Source organism: Streptosporangium sp. NPDC003464 (assembly GCF_053588315.1).
On sequence record NZ_JBSFPS010000023.1, the window covers coordinates 15974 to 32745 of the forward strand.

The 16772-nt window shown below is 70.1% G+C and carries 12 protein-coding genes; 7 read left to right on the top strand and 5 right to left on the bottom strand.

From position 1 onward, the window contains the following. Positions 1 to 286: 286 nt before the first annotated feature. From mtrA to ACWDS7_RS08005, 6 genes are all read left to right on the top strand, one after another. On the top strand, positions 287 to 964 hold the full coding sequence (gene mtrA / locus ACWDS7_RS07980) for an MtrAB system response regulator MtrA (protein WP_012888151.1): 678 nt from the start codon (positions 287 to 289) through the stop codon (positions 962 to 964). A gap of 28 nt (positions 965 to 992) precedes the next feature. Continuing rightward, a complete protein-coding gene (mtrB, locus tag ACWDS7_RS07985; protein ID WP_306859017.1) occupies positions 993 to 2741 on the top strand; it encodes an MtrAB system histidine kinase MtrB in 1749 nt (582 codons plus the stop codon). Beyond that, positions 2731 to 4521, top strand: coding sequence for an LpqB family beta-propeller domain-containing protein (locus ACWDS7_RS07990; RefSeq protein ID WP_451928635.1), 1791 nt, complete (start codon positions 2731 to 2733; stop codon positions 4519 to 4521). Before mtrB ends, ACWDS7_RS07990 begins: the two co-directional genes overlap by 11 nt. A gap of 245 nt (positions 4522 to 4766) precedes the next feature. Continuing rightward, on the top strand, positions 4767 to 5471 hold the full coding sequence (locus ACWDS7_RS07995) for a ComF family protein (RefSeq protein ID WP_451928636.1): 705 nt from the start codon (positions 4767 to 4769) through the stop codon (positions 5469 to 5471). Positions 5472 to 5993: 522 nt separating this feature from the next. Then, entirely contained in the window at positions 5994 to 6656 is a 663-nt protein-coding gene (hpf, locus tag ACWDS7_RS08000) for a ribosome hibernation-promoting factor, HPF/YfiA family (RefSeq protein WP_306859011.1), read from the top strand. A 95-nt stretch (positions 6657 to 6751) separates the two neighbouring features. Next, complete coding sequence (locus ACWDS7_RS08005; RefSeq protein WP_306859009.1) at positions 6752 to 7456, top strand: response regulator; 705 nt, start codon at positions 6752 to 6754, stop codon at positions 7454 to 7456. 170 nt (positions 7457 to 7626) lie between these two features. Here the strand turns inward: ACWDS7_RS08005 and ACWDS7_RS08010 are convergent, their stop codons facing one another. Further along, positions 7627 to 8829 (bottom strand): winged helix-turn-helix domain-containing protein, encoded by a 1203-nt coding sequence (locus ACWDS7_RS08010; protein ID WP_451928637.1) that lies wholly within the window; start codon positions 8827 to 8829, stop codon positions 7627 to 7629. Positions 8830 to 9388: 559 nt separating this feature from the next. Between ACWDS7_RS08010 and secA the strand changes: the two genes are divergently transcribed. After that, positions 9389 to 12190 (top strand): preprotein translocase subunit SecA, encoded by a 2802-nt coding sequence (secA, locus tag ACWDS7_RS08015; RefSeq protein ID WP_451928638.1) that lies wholly within the window; start codon positions 9389 to 9391, stop codon positions 12188 to 12190. A 227-nt stretch (positions 12191 to 12417) separates the two neighbouring features. Here secA and ACWDS7_RS08020 read toward each other — a convergent pair whose 3' ends face one another. The 4 genes from ACWDS7_RS08020 to ACWDS7_RS08035 all read right to left on the bottom strand — a co-directional run bounded on the left by ACWDS7_RS08020 (position 12418) and on the right by ACWDS7_RS08035 (position 16705). Next, on the bottom strand, positions 12418 to 12927 hold the full coding sequence (locus ACWDS7_RS08020; protein WP_451928639.1) for an Rv3235 family protein: 510 nt from the start codon (positions 12925 to 12927) through the stop codon (positions 12418 to 12420). 206 nt (positions 12928 to 13133) lie between these two features. After that, positions 13134 to 14462: a PTS transporter subunit EIIC gene (locus ACWDS7_RS08025; RefSeq protein WP_451928640.1), complete on the bottom strand. Its 1329-nt coding sequence runs from the start codon at positions 14460 to 14462 to the stop codon at positions 13134 to 13136. Between the two features lie 120 nt (positions 14463 to 14582). Further along, the gene (locus ACWDS7_RS08030) at positions 14583 to 15920 is read right to left on the bottom strand and encodes a PTS transporter subunit EIIC (RefSeq protein WP_451928641.1); all 1338 of its coding nucleotides are present in this window, start codon (positions 15918 to 15920) and stop codon (positions 14583 to 14585) included. 44 nt (positions 15921 to 15964) lie between these two features. After that, positions 15965 to 16705, bottom strand: coding sequence for a GntR family transcriptional regulator (locus ACWDS7_RS08035; RefSeq protein ID WP_306858999.1), 741 nt, complete (start codon positions 16703 to 16705; stop codon positions 15965 to 15967). Positions 16706 to 16772: the final 67 nt, after the last annotated feature.

The window sequence follows — 16772 nt, forward strand, 5'->3', positions numbered from 1 at the left end:
GTTTCTCGCCCCGGAGATCGGCGGAGATGCCGGAGGGATGGCCGAGACACGGTCGTTTACCGCAGACTGGGGACGTGACCACCTCCGCTTGGCGTCCGCAGTCGCCAGGGCCGGAGGTGGCCGCACGGGGGCACCACTACGCGCTTCACGTTGTGTGCGCCTAAAATTCGGCATTTGGAAGGCTGATCGTCGCCCGGTGTCATCCAGTGGCCGGGCAAGGGTAATCTTCGACGACCGTGCCGTTTACCCCGAAAACTCCCAAACTGCGTAAAACGAATGAGGGGCCATGAAAGGACGCGTGCTGGTCGTCGACGACGACGCCGCTCTCGCCGAGATGCTCGGCATCGTGCTGCGCGGGGAGGGCTTCGAACCTTCCTTCGTCTCCGACGGTGACAAGGCGCTTGACGCGTTCCGCGACACCCGGCCGGATCTGGTCCTGCTCGACCTGATGCTGCCCGGCGCCGACGGCATCGACGTCTGCCGTCGCATCCGCGCCGAGTCCGGTGTGCCGATCGTCATGCTGACGGCCAAGAGCGACACCATCGACGTGGTGCTCGGCCTGGAGTCGGGGGCCGACGACTACATCGTCAAGCCGTTCAAGCCCAAGGAGCTGGTGGCCCGGGTCCGCGCGCGGCTGCGCCGGACCGACGAGCCGACGCCGGAGATCCTCCAGATCGGTGACATCACCATCGACGTCGCCGGCCACTCGGTCAAGCGCGACGAGGAGACCATCAACCTCACCCCGCTGGAGTTCGACCTGCTGGTCGCGCTGGCCCGCAAGCCGCGCCAGGTCTTCACCCGCGAGGTCCTGCTGGAGCAGGTCTGGGGATACCGGCACGCCGCCGACACCCGCCTGGTCAACGTGCACGTCCAGCGGCTCCGTGCCAAGATCGAGAAGGACCCCGAGCACCCCGAGATCGTGGTGACGGTCCGCGGGGTCGGTTACAAGGCCGGCCCGGCCTGACCTGCGCGGATCCCCCGGGACCCCCGACATGCCTTCCTCCCCGAAGAAGCGCCGCCGCACCCTGCGCCAGGTGGTGCGGGGCGTCCGCCGGCGGGCCCGCCGCGCCGCGGGGGGCGTGCGCCGGGTCTGGCGCCGCTCCCTGCAGCTCCGCGTCGTCACCAGCACGATGGTCATCTCCATCGCGGTGGTCGCCGTGCTGGGGGTCTTCCTCATGCAGCAGATCATCGCGACGACGCTGGAGGCCCGGGAACGGGCGGCCAAGAGCGAGGCGCAGGCCGACCGGATCGCGGTGCTCAGCTATCTGAACCAGCCGCTCGGCGACGACTCCAAGCCGTCCGCCGACTCGGGCGACCTGCTCCATCGGGGCGGTGACAGCCCGCTCGGCCAGGCGGTGGAGGCCCTCGCCGGGCGCGCCGGGTCCGCCGGGTCCGCCACCCGCTACTCGGTGATCATCCGCAACGACAACCGGCCCGGGGAGTTCTACGGCACCACGAACATCGACGCGAGCAGCGTCCCGTCCGGGCTGCGCGACGAGGTGTTCAAGAAGGAGGCCGGCCAGAACAGCATCCACTACGGGAACCTGTACTACGAGGGCACGCGCGAGCCGACGCGGGGCCTGGTGATCGGCACCCGCCTCGACACCTCCGGCACCATGCTGGACAGCGGATACGAGATCTACCATCTGATCCCGCTGGACAAGGAGGAGGAGACCCTCAACTCGGTCCTGCGGATGCTCGTCGTCGTCGGGGTCGCCCTGGTGCTGCTGCTGGCCGCCGTCGCCTCGCTGGTCACCCGCCAGGTGGTCACTCCGGTACGGCTGACGCGGCAGGCCGCCGAGCGGCTGGCCGCCGGGCGCCTGGACGAGCGGCTGAAGGTCCGCGGCGAGGACGACCTGGCCCGCCTGGCCACCTCCTTCAACGAGATGGCCGCCAACCTGGCGTTGAAGATCCACCAGTTGGAGGAGCTCTCCCACGTCCAGCGGCAGTTCGTCTCCGACGTCTCGCACGAGCTGCGCACCCCGCTGACCACCGTGCGGATGGCCGCCGACCTGCTCTACGACGCCCGTGAGGATTTCGACCCGATGGCCGCCCGCTCGGCCGAGCTGATGCAGAACCAGCTCAACCGGTTCGAGTCGATGCTCGCCGACCTGCTGGAGATCAGCCGCTACGACGCGGGCGCGGCCGAGCTGGACGTCGACCCGGTCGACGTCAGGGACGTGGTGCTGCGCGCGGTCGCCGACTCCGAGGCGCTGGCCGAGCGCCACTCCACCCGGTTCGACCTGCGCCTGCCGAGCGAGCCCTGCATGGCCGAGATGGACAGCCGCCGGGTCGAGCGCATCCTGCGCAACCTGCTGTTCAACGCCATCGAGCACGGCGAGGGCCGCGACATCATCGTCTCGGTCGGCGCCGACCGGGACGCGGTGGCGGTGGCCGTACGGGACCACGGGGTGGGGCTCAAGCCCGGCGAGGAGAACATGGTCTTCGACCGGTTCTGGCGGGCCGACCCCTCGCGCGCGCGGACGATCGGGGGCACCGGCCTGGGCCTGGCGATCTCCCGCGAGGACGCGATGCTGCACGGCGGCTGGCTGCAGGCGTGGGGGGCGCAGGGTGAGGGGTCGCAGTTCCGGCTCTCGCTGCCCCGGGTGGCCGGGGCGCCGCTGCGGGGATCGCCGCTGTCGCTGGTCCCACCCGAGGTGGAGATGCGGCGGACGTGGCGGGGACACATGACCCCGGTGCTGTCACCGGCGGTCGCCGATGGGGGAGACGATGCAGGTTAGGACAGGACGGCGAGTGGGGGCGGCCGGCCTGGTCATGATGCTGACCTGCGCGAGTACGGCCTGCTCGGTCATCCCCACCGGGGGCAGGTCCGTCGCGGTCGACAACGTGCGCAACGGCAACCCGCTGGGTGACCCGTACGCGCGGGTGATCGCCATGCCGCCGAGCGCCGACTGGTCGCCCGAGGAGGTCGTCACCGGGTTCAGGTCCGCGATGGCGAGCGTCGACGACCCGGGACGTGACGTCGCGCGCAAATACCTCACCCAGGATTTCGCCAAGGAGTGGAACCCGCAGAGCGGGGTGACGGTCTACAAGCAGGACGACAAGCAGGACGAATACGAGAAGCCGCCGCCCGCGCAGGAGGGCGACAAGGAGACCCGGGTCACGCTCAAGGGCACCGTGACGGCGATGATCGACCAGGACGGCCGTTACTGGCCGAGGAGCAGGAGCCTGAACGAGCCCTTCACCCTGGTGAAGGGGCCGGAGGGGTGGCGGATCAGCGCGGCGCCCGACGGGCTGCTGCTGTCGGAGGCCGACGTCGACCGCGCCTACCTCAGGGTCGACCTCTACTTCCTGGACTCGTCGTGGAACGGCCTGGTGGTCGACCAGGTCCGGGTCCCCATCGACCCGACCTCCAACTTCGCCAAGTCGGCGGTCGAGCGGCTGCTCAAGGGGCCCAGCAGCCTGCTGCGCAAGGCGGTGAACTCCGCCTTCCGGCCGGGCACCGAGCTCATCGGCGTCACCACGGAGGACAACCGCGTCGTCATCAACCTGACCAAGCCGGTCGACTCCGACCGGATCGGCCCGATGTCGGCCCAGCTCGCCGGGACGCTCGCCGAGCTGACCAAGGGCGGCTGGGGCTTCGAGGTCAAGGTGGACGGCAGGCCGTACTACTCCTCCGACGCCCCGCTGACGATCGACGCCCAGGAGCACTCGGACTTCGACCCCTGGACGGTCCCCCGCGACGTCCACCCCTACTACCTGGCCGGCGGCGCCCTGCGGATCCTGGGCAAGGACAACGTCGGCCAGCCGGTGCAGGGCCGGGCGGGGGAGAAGAACGACACGCGCACCAGTCCGGCGATCAGCGGGCACAAGCAGGTGGCGGCCCTGTCGGCGGACGGCAAGAAGATCTCTGTCGCGCCGCTCGTCGCGGGCGGCGAGTGGCAGGACTGGGTCACCGGCGACTCCCTCACGCCGCCCTCCTGGGACCGCTACAGCACCCTGTGGACGGTCGACCGGCCCGACGACCACACCTCGGTGGTGATGCGGCACGACGGCAGGCAGCACTACCGGGTCGCGGCACCCGATCTGGACACGGTCTACGTCAAGTCGCTCAAGGTCGCCCGGGACGGGGTGCACGTCGCGGTGGTGATCAAGAACGGCCTGGAGGAGCAGGTGTCGATCGGCACGGTCGTCGGCCGGGAGGGCAGCACCAGGATCACCGACCTGCAGCCCGTGGTGAACGGCGGCGACAGCCAGACGATCGACGACATCGCCTGGAAGGACGGCAAGACCCTCTACGTGCTGACCGGCAAGTCCGACCTGCTGGAGGCGTCGGCCACCGCGGAGCCCAAGACCCTGGCCTCCGACTCCCGGATCGAGAGCATCACCGCCCTGGACGGCTCCCTGCTGGCCGGGGCCGAGGACGACAACGGCAACCGGCAGGTCCTCTACTGGAACCGCAACTCGGCCAAGTGGGAACCCATGGTCAAGGACGAGACCGGATCCATCGCCTTCACCGAGAAGGACGGCCCCTCCTCCCCGGCCTACCCCCTGGGCTGAGCCGCCCGCCCGCGGGCCGCCGGGGCGAGCGGGTTGTCGGTCTCCCGGGGTGAGCGGGTTGTCGGTGGTTCCCTGGGTGAGCGGTCTGTCGGGGGCGGCTGAGGTGAGCGGTCTACCGGGCTCCTCAGCCTCCTCGGGACGAGCGGGTTGTCGGTCTTCCCGGGGTGAGCGGCCTGTTGGCGTCCTCGGGGCCCTCGGGTCCTCGGGACGAGCGGGTTGTCGGTGGCGGCTGGCACCGTGGGTCCGTGCCGACAGCCCTGCTGGACCTGCTCCTGCCGTCCCGCTGCGCCGGATGCGACGCGCCCGGCGCCCTCCTCTGCCCCCGCTGCGCGGCGCGGCTGCACGGGGAGCCCGCGTGCCGGATGCCCGCCCCGTCCCCGCCGGGCCTGCCCGAGTGCTGGTCGGCGACCGAATACACGGGTGCCACGCGGCGGGCGATCCTCGCCTACAAGGAACGCGGTCGCACGGCTCTGGCCCACCCCCTCGCCGGCGCCCTGGCGCTGACGGCCGCCGCCGCGGCCGGCGAGGGGCCGCTCACCCTCGTCCCGGTGCCGAGCGCCCGCCCGGCCCTCCGGCGGCGCGGGCACGATCCGGTGGCCCGGCTGGCCTCGCTGGCCGCCGGATATCTCCGCGCCGCCGGATGGCCGGCATCCGTGGCGGGGGTCCTCGCCCAGCGCCGCCGGGTGGCCGACCAGGCGGGGCTGAGCTCGCTCCAGCGGGCCGAGAATCTCGCTCTGGCATTCGTGGTTACGGGCGGCCGGAAAGGGCCCCAGCCGGGCTCCTGGGACGGTGGAGGACCGGTTGTGCTGGTGGACGACGTCGTCACCACCGGCGCGACGATCGCCGAAGCGGCCAGAGCGCTGCGTGAGGCGGGCGTGGCGGTCCCGCTCGCCGTCACGGTCGCCGCGACACGCCGGAGACGGCAGAGCAGTCTCCGTGACGGAGGGTAAAGAGCGGGCGGGTGAAGGGTCTCACCGAAGCGCCACACCTCCCTGTCTCGACAAGGATTCGCGGCTGCTCAATCGGTGCGAGAAGCACTTGTATATAGGGATATCGAGCGTCCGGGGCGGCCGCCTCACCGGCCGACCGCCCGATGGACGATCACGCAAAGTGATCACTTGGCCGATGTCCAAGCTGACATTCGGTCTGGATGCGGATAGCGTCTGAGCCATGGCACCCGCTCGGGTCCGTGGTTGCGCCGGACCGACCCCCGCAAAGGGGCCGGCTCGGTTAGCCGATGCCAGCCGCAGGCCAAACGGTCCACGTAAGACGACTCTTTGTCGATCGATCACGGTGCGGCTTAGAGGTAAGTCCTGCCTTCCCGAGGAGCCAGATGTTCCTCGCCAGAAGAGAAGGGCATGTAGTGGCAAAGAGCTGCGAAACCCTCAGCAGGCGGATGTGGGGACGAAGACCAGGTCGGCCGAGCGGGTGCCGCAGCAGTACCACCGTCGAGGTTCGAAGGGGGTCCGTGCATGGACATCATCGTCAAGGGTCGGCACACCGGAGTGAGTGACCGATTCCGCGACCACGTGACTACCAAGCTGGCCAGGATCGAGCGTCTGGACCACAAGCTCATAAGCGTCGATGTGGAGGTGACCAAGGAGAGCAATCCCCGGATCACCGGACAGCGCGAGCGGGTCGAGCTCACCATCCACTCCCGCGGTCCCGCCGTCCGGGCCGAGGCCACGGCCGACGACCGCTTCGCCGCACTCGACATAGCACTCGGGAAGCTTGAGGGAAGACTCCGGCGCCTCGCTGACCGACGCAAGATCCACCACGGCAACCACTGCCCCCCCTCCCTGGCCGAACTGGCCGCCACCGCCCTCGCGGAGACCCTGGAGGCCATACCCTCGCGGCCGAGTGAGGAGCCCGAGCCGGAGGTCGAGGCCGGCCCCGCCGCCGACCTCTCCGACGACAGGGCCATCGTCCCGATCCACATGGAGGGTGACGGGCCGCTGGTGGTCCGGGAGAAGACCCACCGGGCCGACCCGATGACCATCGACCAGGCACTGCTTGAGATGGAGCTGGTGGGGCACGACTTCTACCTGTTCCGTGACAAGGAGAGCGGCCTGCCCAGCGTCGTATACCTGCGACAGGGCTACAACTACGGCGTGCTGCGGCTCGTCGAACCCTGACGGACGCGTTCGAAGATCCTCTCCGCCCAACCCGAGGACCCCGGAACCCGTGTAATCATGGCGGTCCAACGGCTCTGGCCCCCCGAGGAGGAGGCGTGACGGAACCCGACGAGACGGCCCGCTCTACCAGGAGTGGTGACCCGATCCGTGTGCTGATCGTCGATGATCACGCGCTGATCCGGCGCAGCCTGGAAATGGCCCTGGCCGCCGAGGCGGACATCGAGGTGGTGGGCGAGGCGAGCGACGGCCAGGAGGCGGTCGAGCTCGCCGACCGCCTCACCCCGGATGTCATGCTCATGGACGTCCGGATGCCCCGCCGGAGCGGCATCGAGGCCGCTCGCGAGATCAAGGCCTCGGTGCCGAGCACGCGGATCATAATGCTGACGGTGAGCGACGAGGAGGAGGACCTCTTCGAGGCGATCAAGGCGGGTGCCACCGGCTACCTGCTGAAGAACGTGCAGCTCGACGAGGTCCCCGAGGCCGTGCGCGGCGTCCACGAGGGGCAGTCGCTGATCAATCCGGCGATGGCCGCCAAGCTCATCACCGAGTTCGCGAACATGAGCCGCAAGGAGGCCGAGCGGCCGCCCCAGCTCCCCGTCCCCCGTCTGACCGAACGGGAGATGGAGGTGCTCCGCCTGGTGGCCAAGGGCATGAACAACCGCGAGATCGCCAAGCAGCTGTTCATCTCCGAGAACACCGTCAAGAACCACGTCCGCAACATCCTGGACAAGCTCCAGCTCCATTCCCGGATGGAGGCGGTGGTCTACGCGGTCCGCGAGCGGATGCTCGAGATCACCTGACGCGCCGGATGCGGCGCCCCGGCGAGGGGCGCCGCGCCCGCGGACCCGGCGGCCGCGGAGCCAGCGTCTGCGGAGCTACGGCCCTGCGGACCGGCCGGCTCGCGGACCCGCAGGGCCGTGGCTCCGCAGGTCCACGGAGCCCTAGGGCCGTAGCCCCGCGATCTCGCGGATCAGCGGATCAGCGCGTGCTGGAGAGGCGCCGACAGGTGCGCGTCGACGCGGTCGACACGGACGTCGTCGCAGCCGACCCAGCTCGCGGCCTCCCACAGCGCCCCGGCCAGCGCCTCGGCGCCCTTGCGCTGGTTGACCCCGGGTTCGAGGCTGACCTGGCGCCCGACCAGAGTCGAGCCCTCGCGGGCGGGGTCGACCCGGCCGATCAGCCGGCCTCCGGCCAGCACGGGCATCGTGAAATAGCCATGGACGCGCTTCTCCTTGGGGACGTATGCCTCAAGGCGGTGGTTGAAGCCGAAAACGCGTGCGGTCCGGGCGCGGTCCCAGACGAGGGAGTCGAACGGCGACAGCAGGGTCGTGCGGTGGCGGCCCCGTGGCTCGGTCTCCAGTGCGGCGGGGTCGGCCCACGCGTCCGCCGAGCGGTCGGGCCAGCCGGAGACCCGGACCGGGACGAGGCCCGCGCCGCCGTCGCGCAGCGCGCCGTCCAGGAGGGCGGCCGCGGCGGGCCTGAGGCGGAGGAAGTCGACCAGGTCGGCCCGCGTGGCCACGCCGAGGGCGCGGCCGGCGATCCCGGTGAGGCGGGTGACGCACTCGGCGTCGGTGAGGTCCTCGGCCAGGAGGTGCTCGGGGACCGCGCGTTCGGCCAGGTCGTAGACACGACGCCAGCCGACGCGCCGGGTGCAGACGACCGTGCCGGTGTCGAGCAGCCACTCGATGGCGATCTTCGAGTCGGACCAGTCCCACCACGGCCCGCCGTTCTTGGCCCCGCCGATGTCGGCGGTGGTGATGGGGCCGCTCTCGCGCACCTTCTCAAGCACCTTGTCGACGCTGTCGGGCAGCTCGTGCCAGCGGTATTTCCTGTCGCGGAAATACCGGCGCCGGAAGGCGTAGAGGGGCCAGTCGTCGATCGGCAGGACACAGGCGGCGTGGCACCAGTATTCGAAGGCCTGGGCCGGGTCGTCCCAGTAGGCGCGCTCGACCTTCTGCCTGCCGACGGCGCCGAGGCGGGCATAGGCGACGAGCTCGTGGGAGCGGGCCAGGACGGAGATCGTGTCGAGCTGGACGGCTCCCAGCCGTCGCAGGGTGGCGGGGGCACCGCCACGTCGGGCGTCGGAGCCGAGGAGGTCCTGGGCGCGGAGGATGATCCGGCGTGCCTCGTCGGCGGAGAGCGTGACCGTCTCGGCTGAGGGCGTGACCGTCATGGTCGGCCCCCGGAGGAGCCGGGAAGGGGGCGGAACGTCAGCATGACGCCGAGGTTAGCGCTAAACACCGACAAAGTAGCTACGCCGGTGTTATTCGGGGGGCGCGGGCCCGCTGTTACGGAGTCGGGGGCCAGCGCTACGGAGTCGGGGGCCGGCGCGCGCGCCGCGCCCATCCGGCCGGCGGCCGCCCGCGGATCGGAGCGAGGGGCGAAGGGCGAAGGGCGAAGGGCAAAAGGGGTGGTTCCGTCGGCGGCGGAGCCCGGCGCGACCGCGGTCACGGCCGGCCGGGGCGGCGTCTTTCCAGGTCCCCCGGGTCCCCCCGGGGCGCGACGCGCCCGTAGGATGCGTCTTCGCCCTACGTATGCGCAAACGGGCATACCCTTTAGGCTGGCTACTACTCCCAATGAAAAGGGCGCGGGGAACTCCCCGGACGCGAAGAGCGTCTTTCAGGGTGGCTGTGTCTGGTGGTAGAACCGCCTACGATGGCAGCGGAGAACCGTGTCTCGTCCTCATCCGGGCCGGTCCGGCCACGGAAGACCTGCGAGGAGCTTTACCTAAAGTGCCAGCCTTTCTCGATAAGATTCTTCGCGCAGGCGAAGGCAAGCTTCTGCGTAAGCTCAAGCGGATCGCCGAACAGGTCAACTCCATTGAGGACGACTTCAAGAGCCTGACCGACGCCGAACTCCGCGCACTGACCGCTGACTACAAGCAGCGTCATGCCGACGGCGAGTCGCTCGACGACCTGCTTCCCGAAGCCTTCGCCACCGTCCGTGAGGCCTCCCGCCGTGTGCTGGGCAAGCGCCTCTTCGACGTGCAGATCATGGGCGGGGCCAACCTGCACATGGGCAACATCTCCGAGATGCGCACCGGTGAGGGCAAGACCCTCACCTGCGCGCTCCCCGCCTACCTCAACGCCATCTCCGGCAAGGGCGTCCACGTCATCACGACCAACGACTACCTCGCCAAGCGCGACGCCGAGGAGACGGGCCGCATCCACCGTTTCCTCGGTCTCGAGGTCGGCGTGATCCTGGCGAACATGCCGCCCGAGGAGCGTCGCAAGCAGTACAACGCCGACATCACCTACGGCACGAACAACGAGTTCGGCTTCGACTACCTGCGCGACAACATGGCCTGGTCGCTGGAGGAGTGCGTCCAGCGCGGCCACAACTTCGGGCTCGTCGACGAGGTCGACTCGATCCTCATCGACGAGGCCAGGACGCCGCTGATCATCTCCGGCCCCGGCGAGCAGTCCGGCAAGTGGTACGCCGAGTTCGCCAAGATCGTCCCCCGGCTCCGCAGGGGCACCGAGGGCAAGGACGGCGAGGAGAACACCGGAGACTACGCCGTCGACGAGAAGAAGCGCACCGTCGGCATCTTCGAGTCCGGCGTGGAGAAGGTCGAGGACTGGCTCGGCATCGACAACCTCTACAAGCCCGAGCACACCCACCTGGTCGGCTTCCTCAACAACGCGTTGAAGGCCAAGGAGCTCTACAAGAAGGACAAGGACTACATCGTCACCGACGGCGAGGTCCTGATCGTCGACGAGTTCACCGGTCGAGTCCTGCACGGCCGCCGCTACAACGAGGGCATGCACCAGGCCATCGAGGCGAAGGAGGGGGTGAAGATCAAGGACGAGAACCAGACTCTCGCCACGATCACCCTCCAGAACTACTTCCGCCTCTACACCACCCTCTCCGGCATGACCGGCACCGCGGCCACCGAGGCCAACGAGTTCCACCAGACCTACAAGCTCGGCGTCGTCCCGATCCCGACGAACCGGCCGATGATCCGCAAGGACCAGGCCGACGTGGTCTACAAGACCGAGGACGCCAAGTTCCTGGCCTGTGTCGAGGACATCAAGGAGCGCTACGACAGGGGCCAGCCGGTCCTGGTCGGCACCACGAGCGTGGCCAAGTCCGAGCGGCTGGCCAAGGAGCTCAAGCGCAAGGGCATCAAGCACGAGGTCCTCAACGCCAAGAACCACGCGCGTGAGGCGGCGATCATCGCCGAGGCCGGCCGCAAGCACGCCGTCACCGTCGCCACCAACATGGCCGGTCGAGGCACCGACATCATGCTCGGCGGAAACCCCGACTTCCGCGCCGACGTGGAGCTGCGCAACCGCGGCCTGGACCCGGTCGAGACTCCCGACGAGTACGACAAGGCGTGGGGCGAGGCGCTGGAGAAGGCCAAGGACGCCGTGAGGGCCGAGCACGACGAGGTCACCGAGCTCGGCGGCCTCTACGTCCTGGGCACCGAGCGGCACGAGTCGCGGCGCATCGACAACCAGCTCCGCGGCCGCTCCGGCCGTCAGGGCGACCCGGGCGAGTCGCGCTTCTACCTCTCGCTCGAGGACGACCTCATGCGCCTGTTCAACTCGGCCAGGGTCGAGATGATCATGACGCGGCTGAACATCCCGGACGACGTCCCGATCGAGTCGGGCATCGTCTCCAAGGCCATCGCCTCCGCCCAGCACCAGGTCGAGCAGCAGAACTTCGAGATCCGCAAGAACGTTCTGAAGTACGACGAGGTCATGAACCGGCAGCGCAAGGTGATCTACGCCGAGCGCCGCCGGGTGCTGGAGGGCGCGGACCTGCACGAGCAGATCCGCGGCTTCATCAACGACGTCGTCGACGAATACGTCGCCGGTGCCACCGCCGAGGGCTTCGCCGAGGAGTGGGACCTCGACAAGCTCTGGAAGGCGCTCGGCCAGCTCTACCCGACCACCCTCACCATCGACGGCCTCGTCGAGGAGGGCGGCGGGCGCGAGGAGCTCACCGCGGAGTTCCTCAACGAGAAGATCAAGGCCGACGCCATGGCCGCCTACGACCGCCGCGAGCAGGAGCTCGGCCCGGAGACCATGCGGGAGCTGGAGCGCCGGGTCATCCTGTCGGTCCTCGACCGCAAGTGGCGCGAGCACCTCTACGAGATGGACTACCTCCAGGAGGGCATCGGCCTGCGCGCGATGGCGCAGCGCGACCCCCTGATCGAATACCAGCGCGAGGGCTTCGACATGTTCTCCCAGATGCTGGAGGGCATCAAGGAGGAGTCGGTCGGCTATCTGTTCAACCTCGAGGTCGAGGTGCAGACCAACCCGATCGTCGAGGAGCACGACCACGCGCACGAGGACGAGGCGATCACGGAGACCCGCTCCATCATCGCCCGCGGTCTGCGCGGCCCGCAGCGCCCCTCCGAGCTGGAATACACCGCGCCCGGTGAGGCCGGCGAGATCGAGCACACCCGGGTCAGCACCAAGGCCGAGCGCGACGCCTACGGCAACGTCGAGCGCAACGCCCCGTGCCCCTGCGGCTCCGGCAAGAAGTACAAGCGCTGCCACGGCGACCCCAGGAACGTCGAGGTCTGAGCGCTGACCGAGCGCTGACCGGAGGGCCCGCACGCCGCGTGCGGGCCCTCCGGCTTTCCTGCCGTCCGCCGGACGCGCCGTCACCGGCCGCCGGCGCCCTGCCGGACAAGCGGTCACCAGCCAGGCGGGGATCACCAGCCGCGCGGGATCACCGCCCGCATGCGGTCACCGGCCGTGCCGGTCACCGGCCGCGTGCGGGCCACCGCCGTACGGCGTGCGGTCAGCGGTCAGGGGGTCGTCTCGACGTCGGTGCACAGCCACTGCACACCCCGACGCTCCAGCCGCAGGGCCAGCACGCGCGGCCGGTCCCCGCAGTGCACCAGGACGCACATCTCCACGACCCCGTCCTTGGGCTGGGACACGTGCGCCGTGCCGACCAGCGGCGGCCGCGCGCAATTGATGATCTTCCCGCTCCTGACCAGCTCGGCGTGGGCGCGGCCGGTCATGTGCGGGGAGACGCTCGACGGCGGCCGCCTGCCGGACAGGACCTCGGCGACGGCCTGGCCGAGGGCGCGCAGCCGCCGCTCGTCGGGGACCGCGCCCGGCGGCCCCCAGATCAACGGGCTCCGGGCGGGAGGCTCGACCGGCTCGGGCCCGTAGGCGAGGGCGAGTGCCCCCTGGACGTACGGCGGGGCGGCCGGGAGGTCTCCTGACGGCCGCTCGTCGTCGTAGGGCGGCTCGGCGGAGGGGGACGGCGCGACCCGGGGGAGGGGGACCGGCCGTGAAGTACGGGACATGGCAACTCCGGTTTTCGTCGGCTGAACTGACACATCTAGGAGTTTCCGGTCCCCTGTCCAGATACATCGGCCGCCAACTTCCCCGTGATCCCCGCTGTTTCGTCCGGGTTAGGCGGAGAAGGTGACCCCAAGCTGGAGCGGTCCCCGACCGGGGAGGGCGGGTTCCGGAATGGGCCGTGATCTCCGAGGGGCGGCCGAAACGCCGCTCAGGGGACGGGAGGCCCGGCGGCGCCAGGCGGGGCATCGGCGTCCTCCGGCTCGCGGCCGGGGGTGGCCAGGTTCAGCCTCCTGATCAGGACGGTGAACAGCAGGTAGTAGACGACGGCGTAGATCAGGCCGAAGACGATGATCAGGCCGACCCGGTGGGTGTTGGACTTGCCCGCGTTGAGAAGCATGTCGATGGCGCCCCCGGAGAAGGTGAACCCGAGCCGGGCGCCCAGCTCGGCCATCAGGGCCATCGACAGCCCGGTGAGGAGGGCGTGCACCACGAACAGCACGGGCGCCACGAAGATGAAGGCGAACTCCAGCGGCTCGGTGATGCCGGTCACGAACGAGGTGAGACCGGCCGACAGCATGATGCCGCCGACGGTCGCGCGCTTGCCGTGCGGAGCCGCCTGCCACATCGCGATGGCGGCGCCCAGCAGGCCGAACATCATCACCGGGAAGAAGCCGGTCATGAAGATCCCGGCGCCGTCCTGGCCGGCGAAGTAGCAGTTCAGGTCGCCGGAGGCGTTCCTGGTCGCGCCCTCGACCCCGGCCTGGCACTCGGGGAGGGTGAACCAGACGATCGTGTTCAGGAAGTGGTGCAGGCCGATCGGGATGAGCAGGCGGTTGGCCACGCCGTAGACGCCCGCGCCCGCGGTGCCGTGGGCGGCCAGCCAGTCGCCCACGAGGGCCAGCCAGTCGCCGACCGGCCGCCAGAGCAGACCGAAGATCACACCGAGGAGCAGCGCGGCGACGGCGGTGACGATCGGGACGGACCGCCGCCCGCCGAAGAAGGCGAGCCAGGAGGGGAGCTTGACCCGGTAGTAGCGCTGCCAGAGCAGGGCGGCGGTGATGCCGATGACGATCCCGCCCAGGACGCCGGTGGGGTTCTGCACGCCGAGGTTGAGCATGGGCAGGGGGCGCCCGTCGGGGCCCACGACGTTCAGCGCGATCTTCTTGTAGACCTCGGAGGCCGGGGCGGCGGTGAAGAACAGGGTCCTGCTGACCCGGTCGAAGACCAGATAGCCGACCACCGCGGCGAGCGCGGTGGAGCCGTCGGCCTTGCGGGCGAACCCGATCGCGACGCCGACCGCGAACAGCAGCGGCAGGTTGTCGAACAGGGCGCCGCCGGCGGCGGCGAAGACGCCGGCCACCTGGTCGAGGAAGGCGTTGTCGGTCCGGCCGAGCAGGTCCTCCTGGCCGAACCTGAGCAGCAGGCCGGCGGCGGGCAGCACCGCGATCGGCATCATCAGCGAGCGCCCGATGCGCTGAAGTATCGCGAAGACCGACGACCACATCGACGGGCCGCGTTCTACGGCTGCCGTGCCCATCCCGAACCCCCTGCGTGCCGCGTCCTGCAGGGGGATGGTTGGTATCTACCACCCGCCGTCGTGAATACACAACGGGAGCGCCGGGGCCGGTCGCCGCACCGGTCCGGAGGCCGGGCGGGGTCAGGCCCGGCCGGTGGCCGCCGCGGCGGACTCGCCGGAGTCGACGTCGGGCTCGGGCTCGCGGCCCGGGGTCATGATGTTCAGCTTCCTGATCAGGAAGCTGAACACGGCGTAGTAGATCGCCGCGTACACGAGGCCCATCACGATGAGGATCGGGACGCCCTGGGCGTTGGGGGCGGTGCCGTACAGGACGAGGTCGATCAGGCCGGAGGAGAAGCTGAAGGCGAGCTTGGCGCCCAGGGCGGAGGCGATCGCCAGGGAGATGCCGGTCAGGACGATGTGCACCACGAACAGGACCGGGGCGACGAAGATGAAGGCGAACTCGATCGGCTCGGTGATCCCGGTGAGGAACGCGGTGAGCGCGGCGGAGATCATGATCGAGCCGACCGCGGCGCGGCGGTGCTTCGGCGCGGCCCGCCAGATGGCGACGGCCGCGGCGGGCAGGCCGAACATGAGGATCGGGTAGAGGCCCGCCTCGAAGCCGCCGTAGCCCGGGGCGCCGTTGTTGAAGCAGACCAGGTCGCCGGCGAGCTGCTTGCCGTCGACCACGCACTCCGGCACCTGGGTCCAGACCACGTTGTTGACGATGTGGTGCAGGCCCAGTGGGAGCAGCGCGCGGTTGACCATGCCGTAGACCCCGGCGCCGACCGTGCTGTTCTCGGCCAGCCAGGTGCCGAAGGCGCGCAGCCAGGTGCCGATGATCGGCCAGACGGCGCCGAACAGGACGCCCAGGACCAGCCCGGCGAAGGCGGTGATGATCGGCACCAGGCGGCGTCCGCCGAAGAAGGCCAGCCAGGTGGGCAGCTTGGTGCGGTAGTAGCGCTGCCACAGCAGCGCGGAGACGAGGCCCATGACGATGCCGCCGAGCACCCGGGTGGGGTTCTGCGCGCCGAGGTTGAGCACCACCTCCGGGACGCCCGGGTTGGCGGGGTCGAACAGCCGGCTGGAGATGGAGGCTCTGAGCCTGTCGTCGAAGAGGTTGAAGAACATGGTCATGCTGACGGCGTGGAAGACCAGGTAGCCGACGAGCGCGGCCAGCGCGGTGGAGCCGTCGGCCTTGCGGGCGAACCCGATGGCGACGCCGATCGCGAACAGGATGGGCAGGTTGTCGAAGAGCGCGCCGCCCGCGGTTTCGAGGACGTGGGCGACGTCGTCGAGGAAGGGGTTGTCGGTACGGCCGACGAGGTCGTCCTTCCCGAGCCGGAGGAGCAGGCCCGCGGCCGGCAGGACCGCGATCGGCAGCATGAGGGAGCGTCCCAGCCGCTGGAGCACGCTCATCACGGCGGATCCGGCCGGGGACGGGGCGGGGAGACCCGCGTCCGCTGAGGTGGAACTCATCGGACTTTCCTCCAGGGGGTGGGGAGGGGAGGAGGGGGAGGGAGTCAGGAGCGACGGGCCGGTATCTCCAGGACCGTGCGGAGCTGGTAGCGGTCGGCGCGGTAGGTGGAGACCCCGAGTTCGGCGCAGACGCCTCCGGCGAAGGAGCGCCGCTGGAGCAGCAGGACGGCCCCGCCGCGCGGCAGCTTCAGCAGATCGGCGTCTCCGGGGTCGGCTATGCCGCCGTCGATGGTGAGCTCGCCCGCGTCGAGCACCAGGCCGTAGCGGGTCTCGAGCAGAGCGTAGAGGGAGCGGCCCGTCAGGTCGTGGGTGTCGAGGTCGGGCGCGAGGGAGACCGGGATGTGGGCCCGCTCGATGCACATGGGCTCGTCGGCGGCGGTGCGCAGCCGTTCGATGAAGTGCACCTCGTCCCCGGGCTGGATGCCGAGCTCCCGGGCGAGGTGCGCGCTGGCCCTGACCACCCTGCGGTCCAGGTCGCGGGAGCCGGGCTCCATGCCCCTGGCGCGCATCTCGTCGCTGAAGGAGGTCAGCCGGAGGGCCATCTCGATCTTGGGGCGGGCCACGAAGGTGCCCTTGCCCGCGACGCGCTGCAGCCTGCCCTCGGAGACCAGGTGGTCGACGGCCTGCCGTACGGTCATGCGCGACAGCCCGAAGCGCTGGCAGAGCTCGCGCTCGGACGGGATCGCCATGCCGATCGCCAGCTCGTTGTTCTCGATGAGGTCGAGCAGGATCTCCCGGAGCTGGAAATACTTCGGCACCGGGCTGTCGGGATCGATCTGAGCCATGAGATCCTCCCCTCTCGATCTGAGATGTAGTGATGAGTTATGGTACGTACTGGTCTAGTCCGGACTA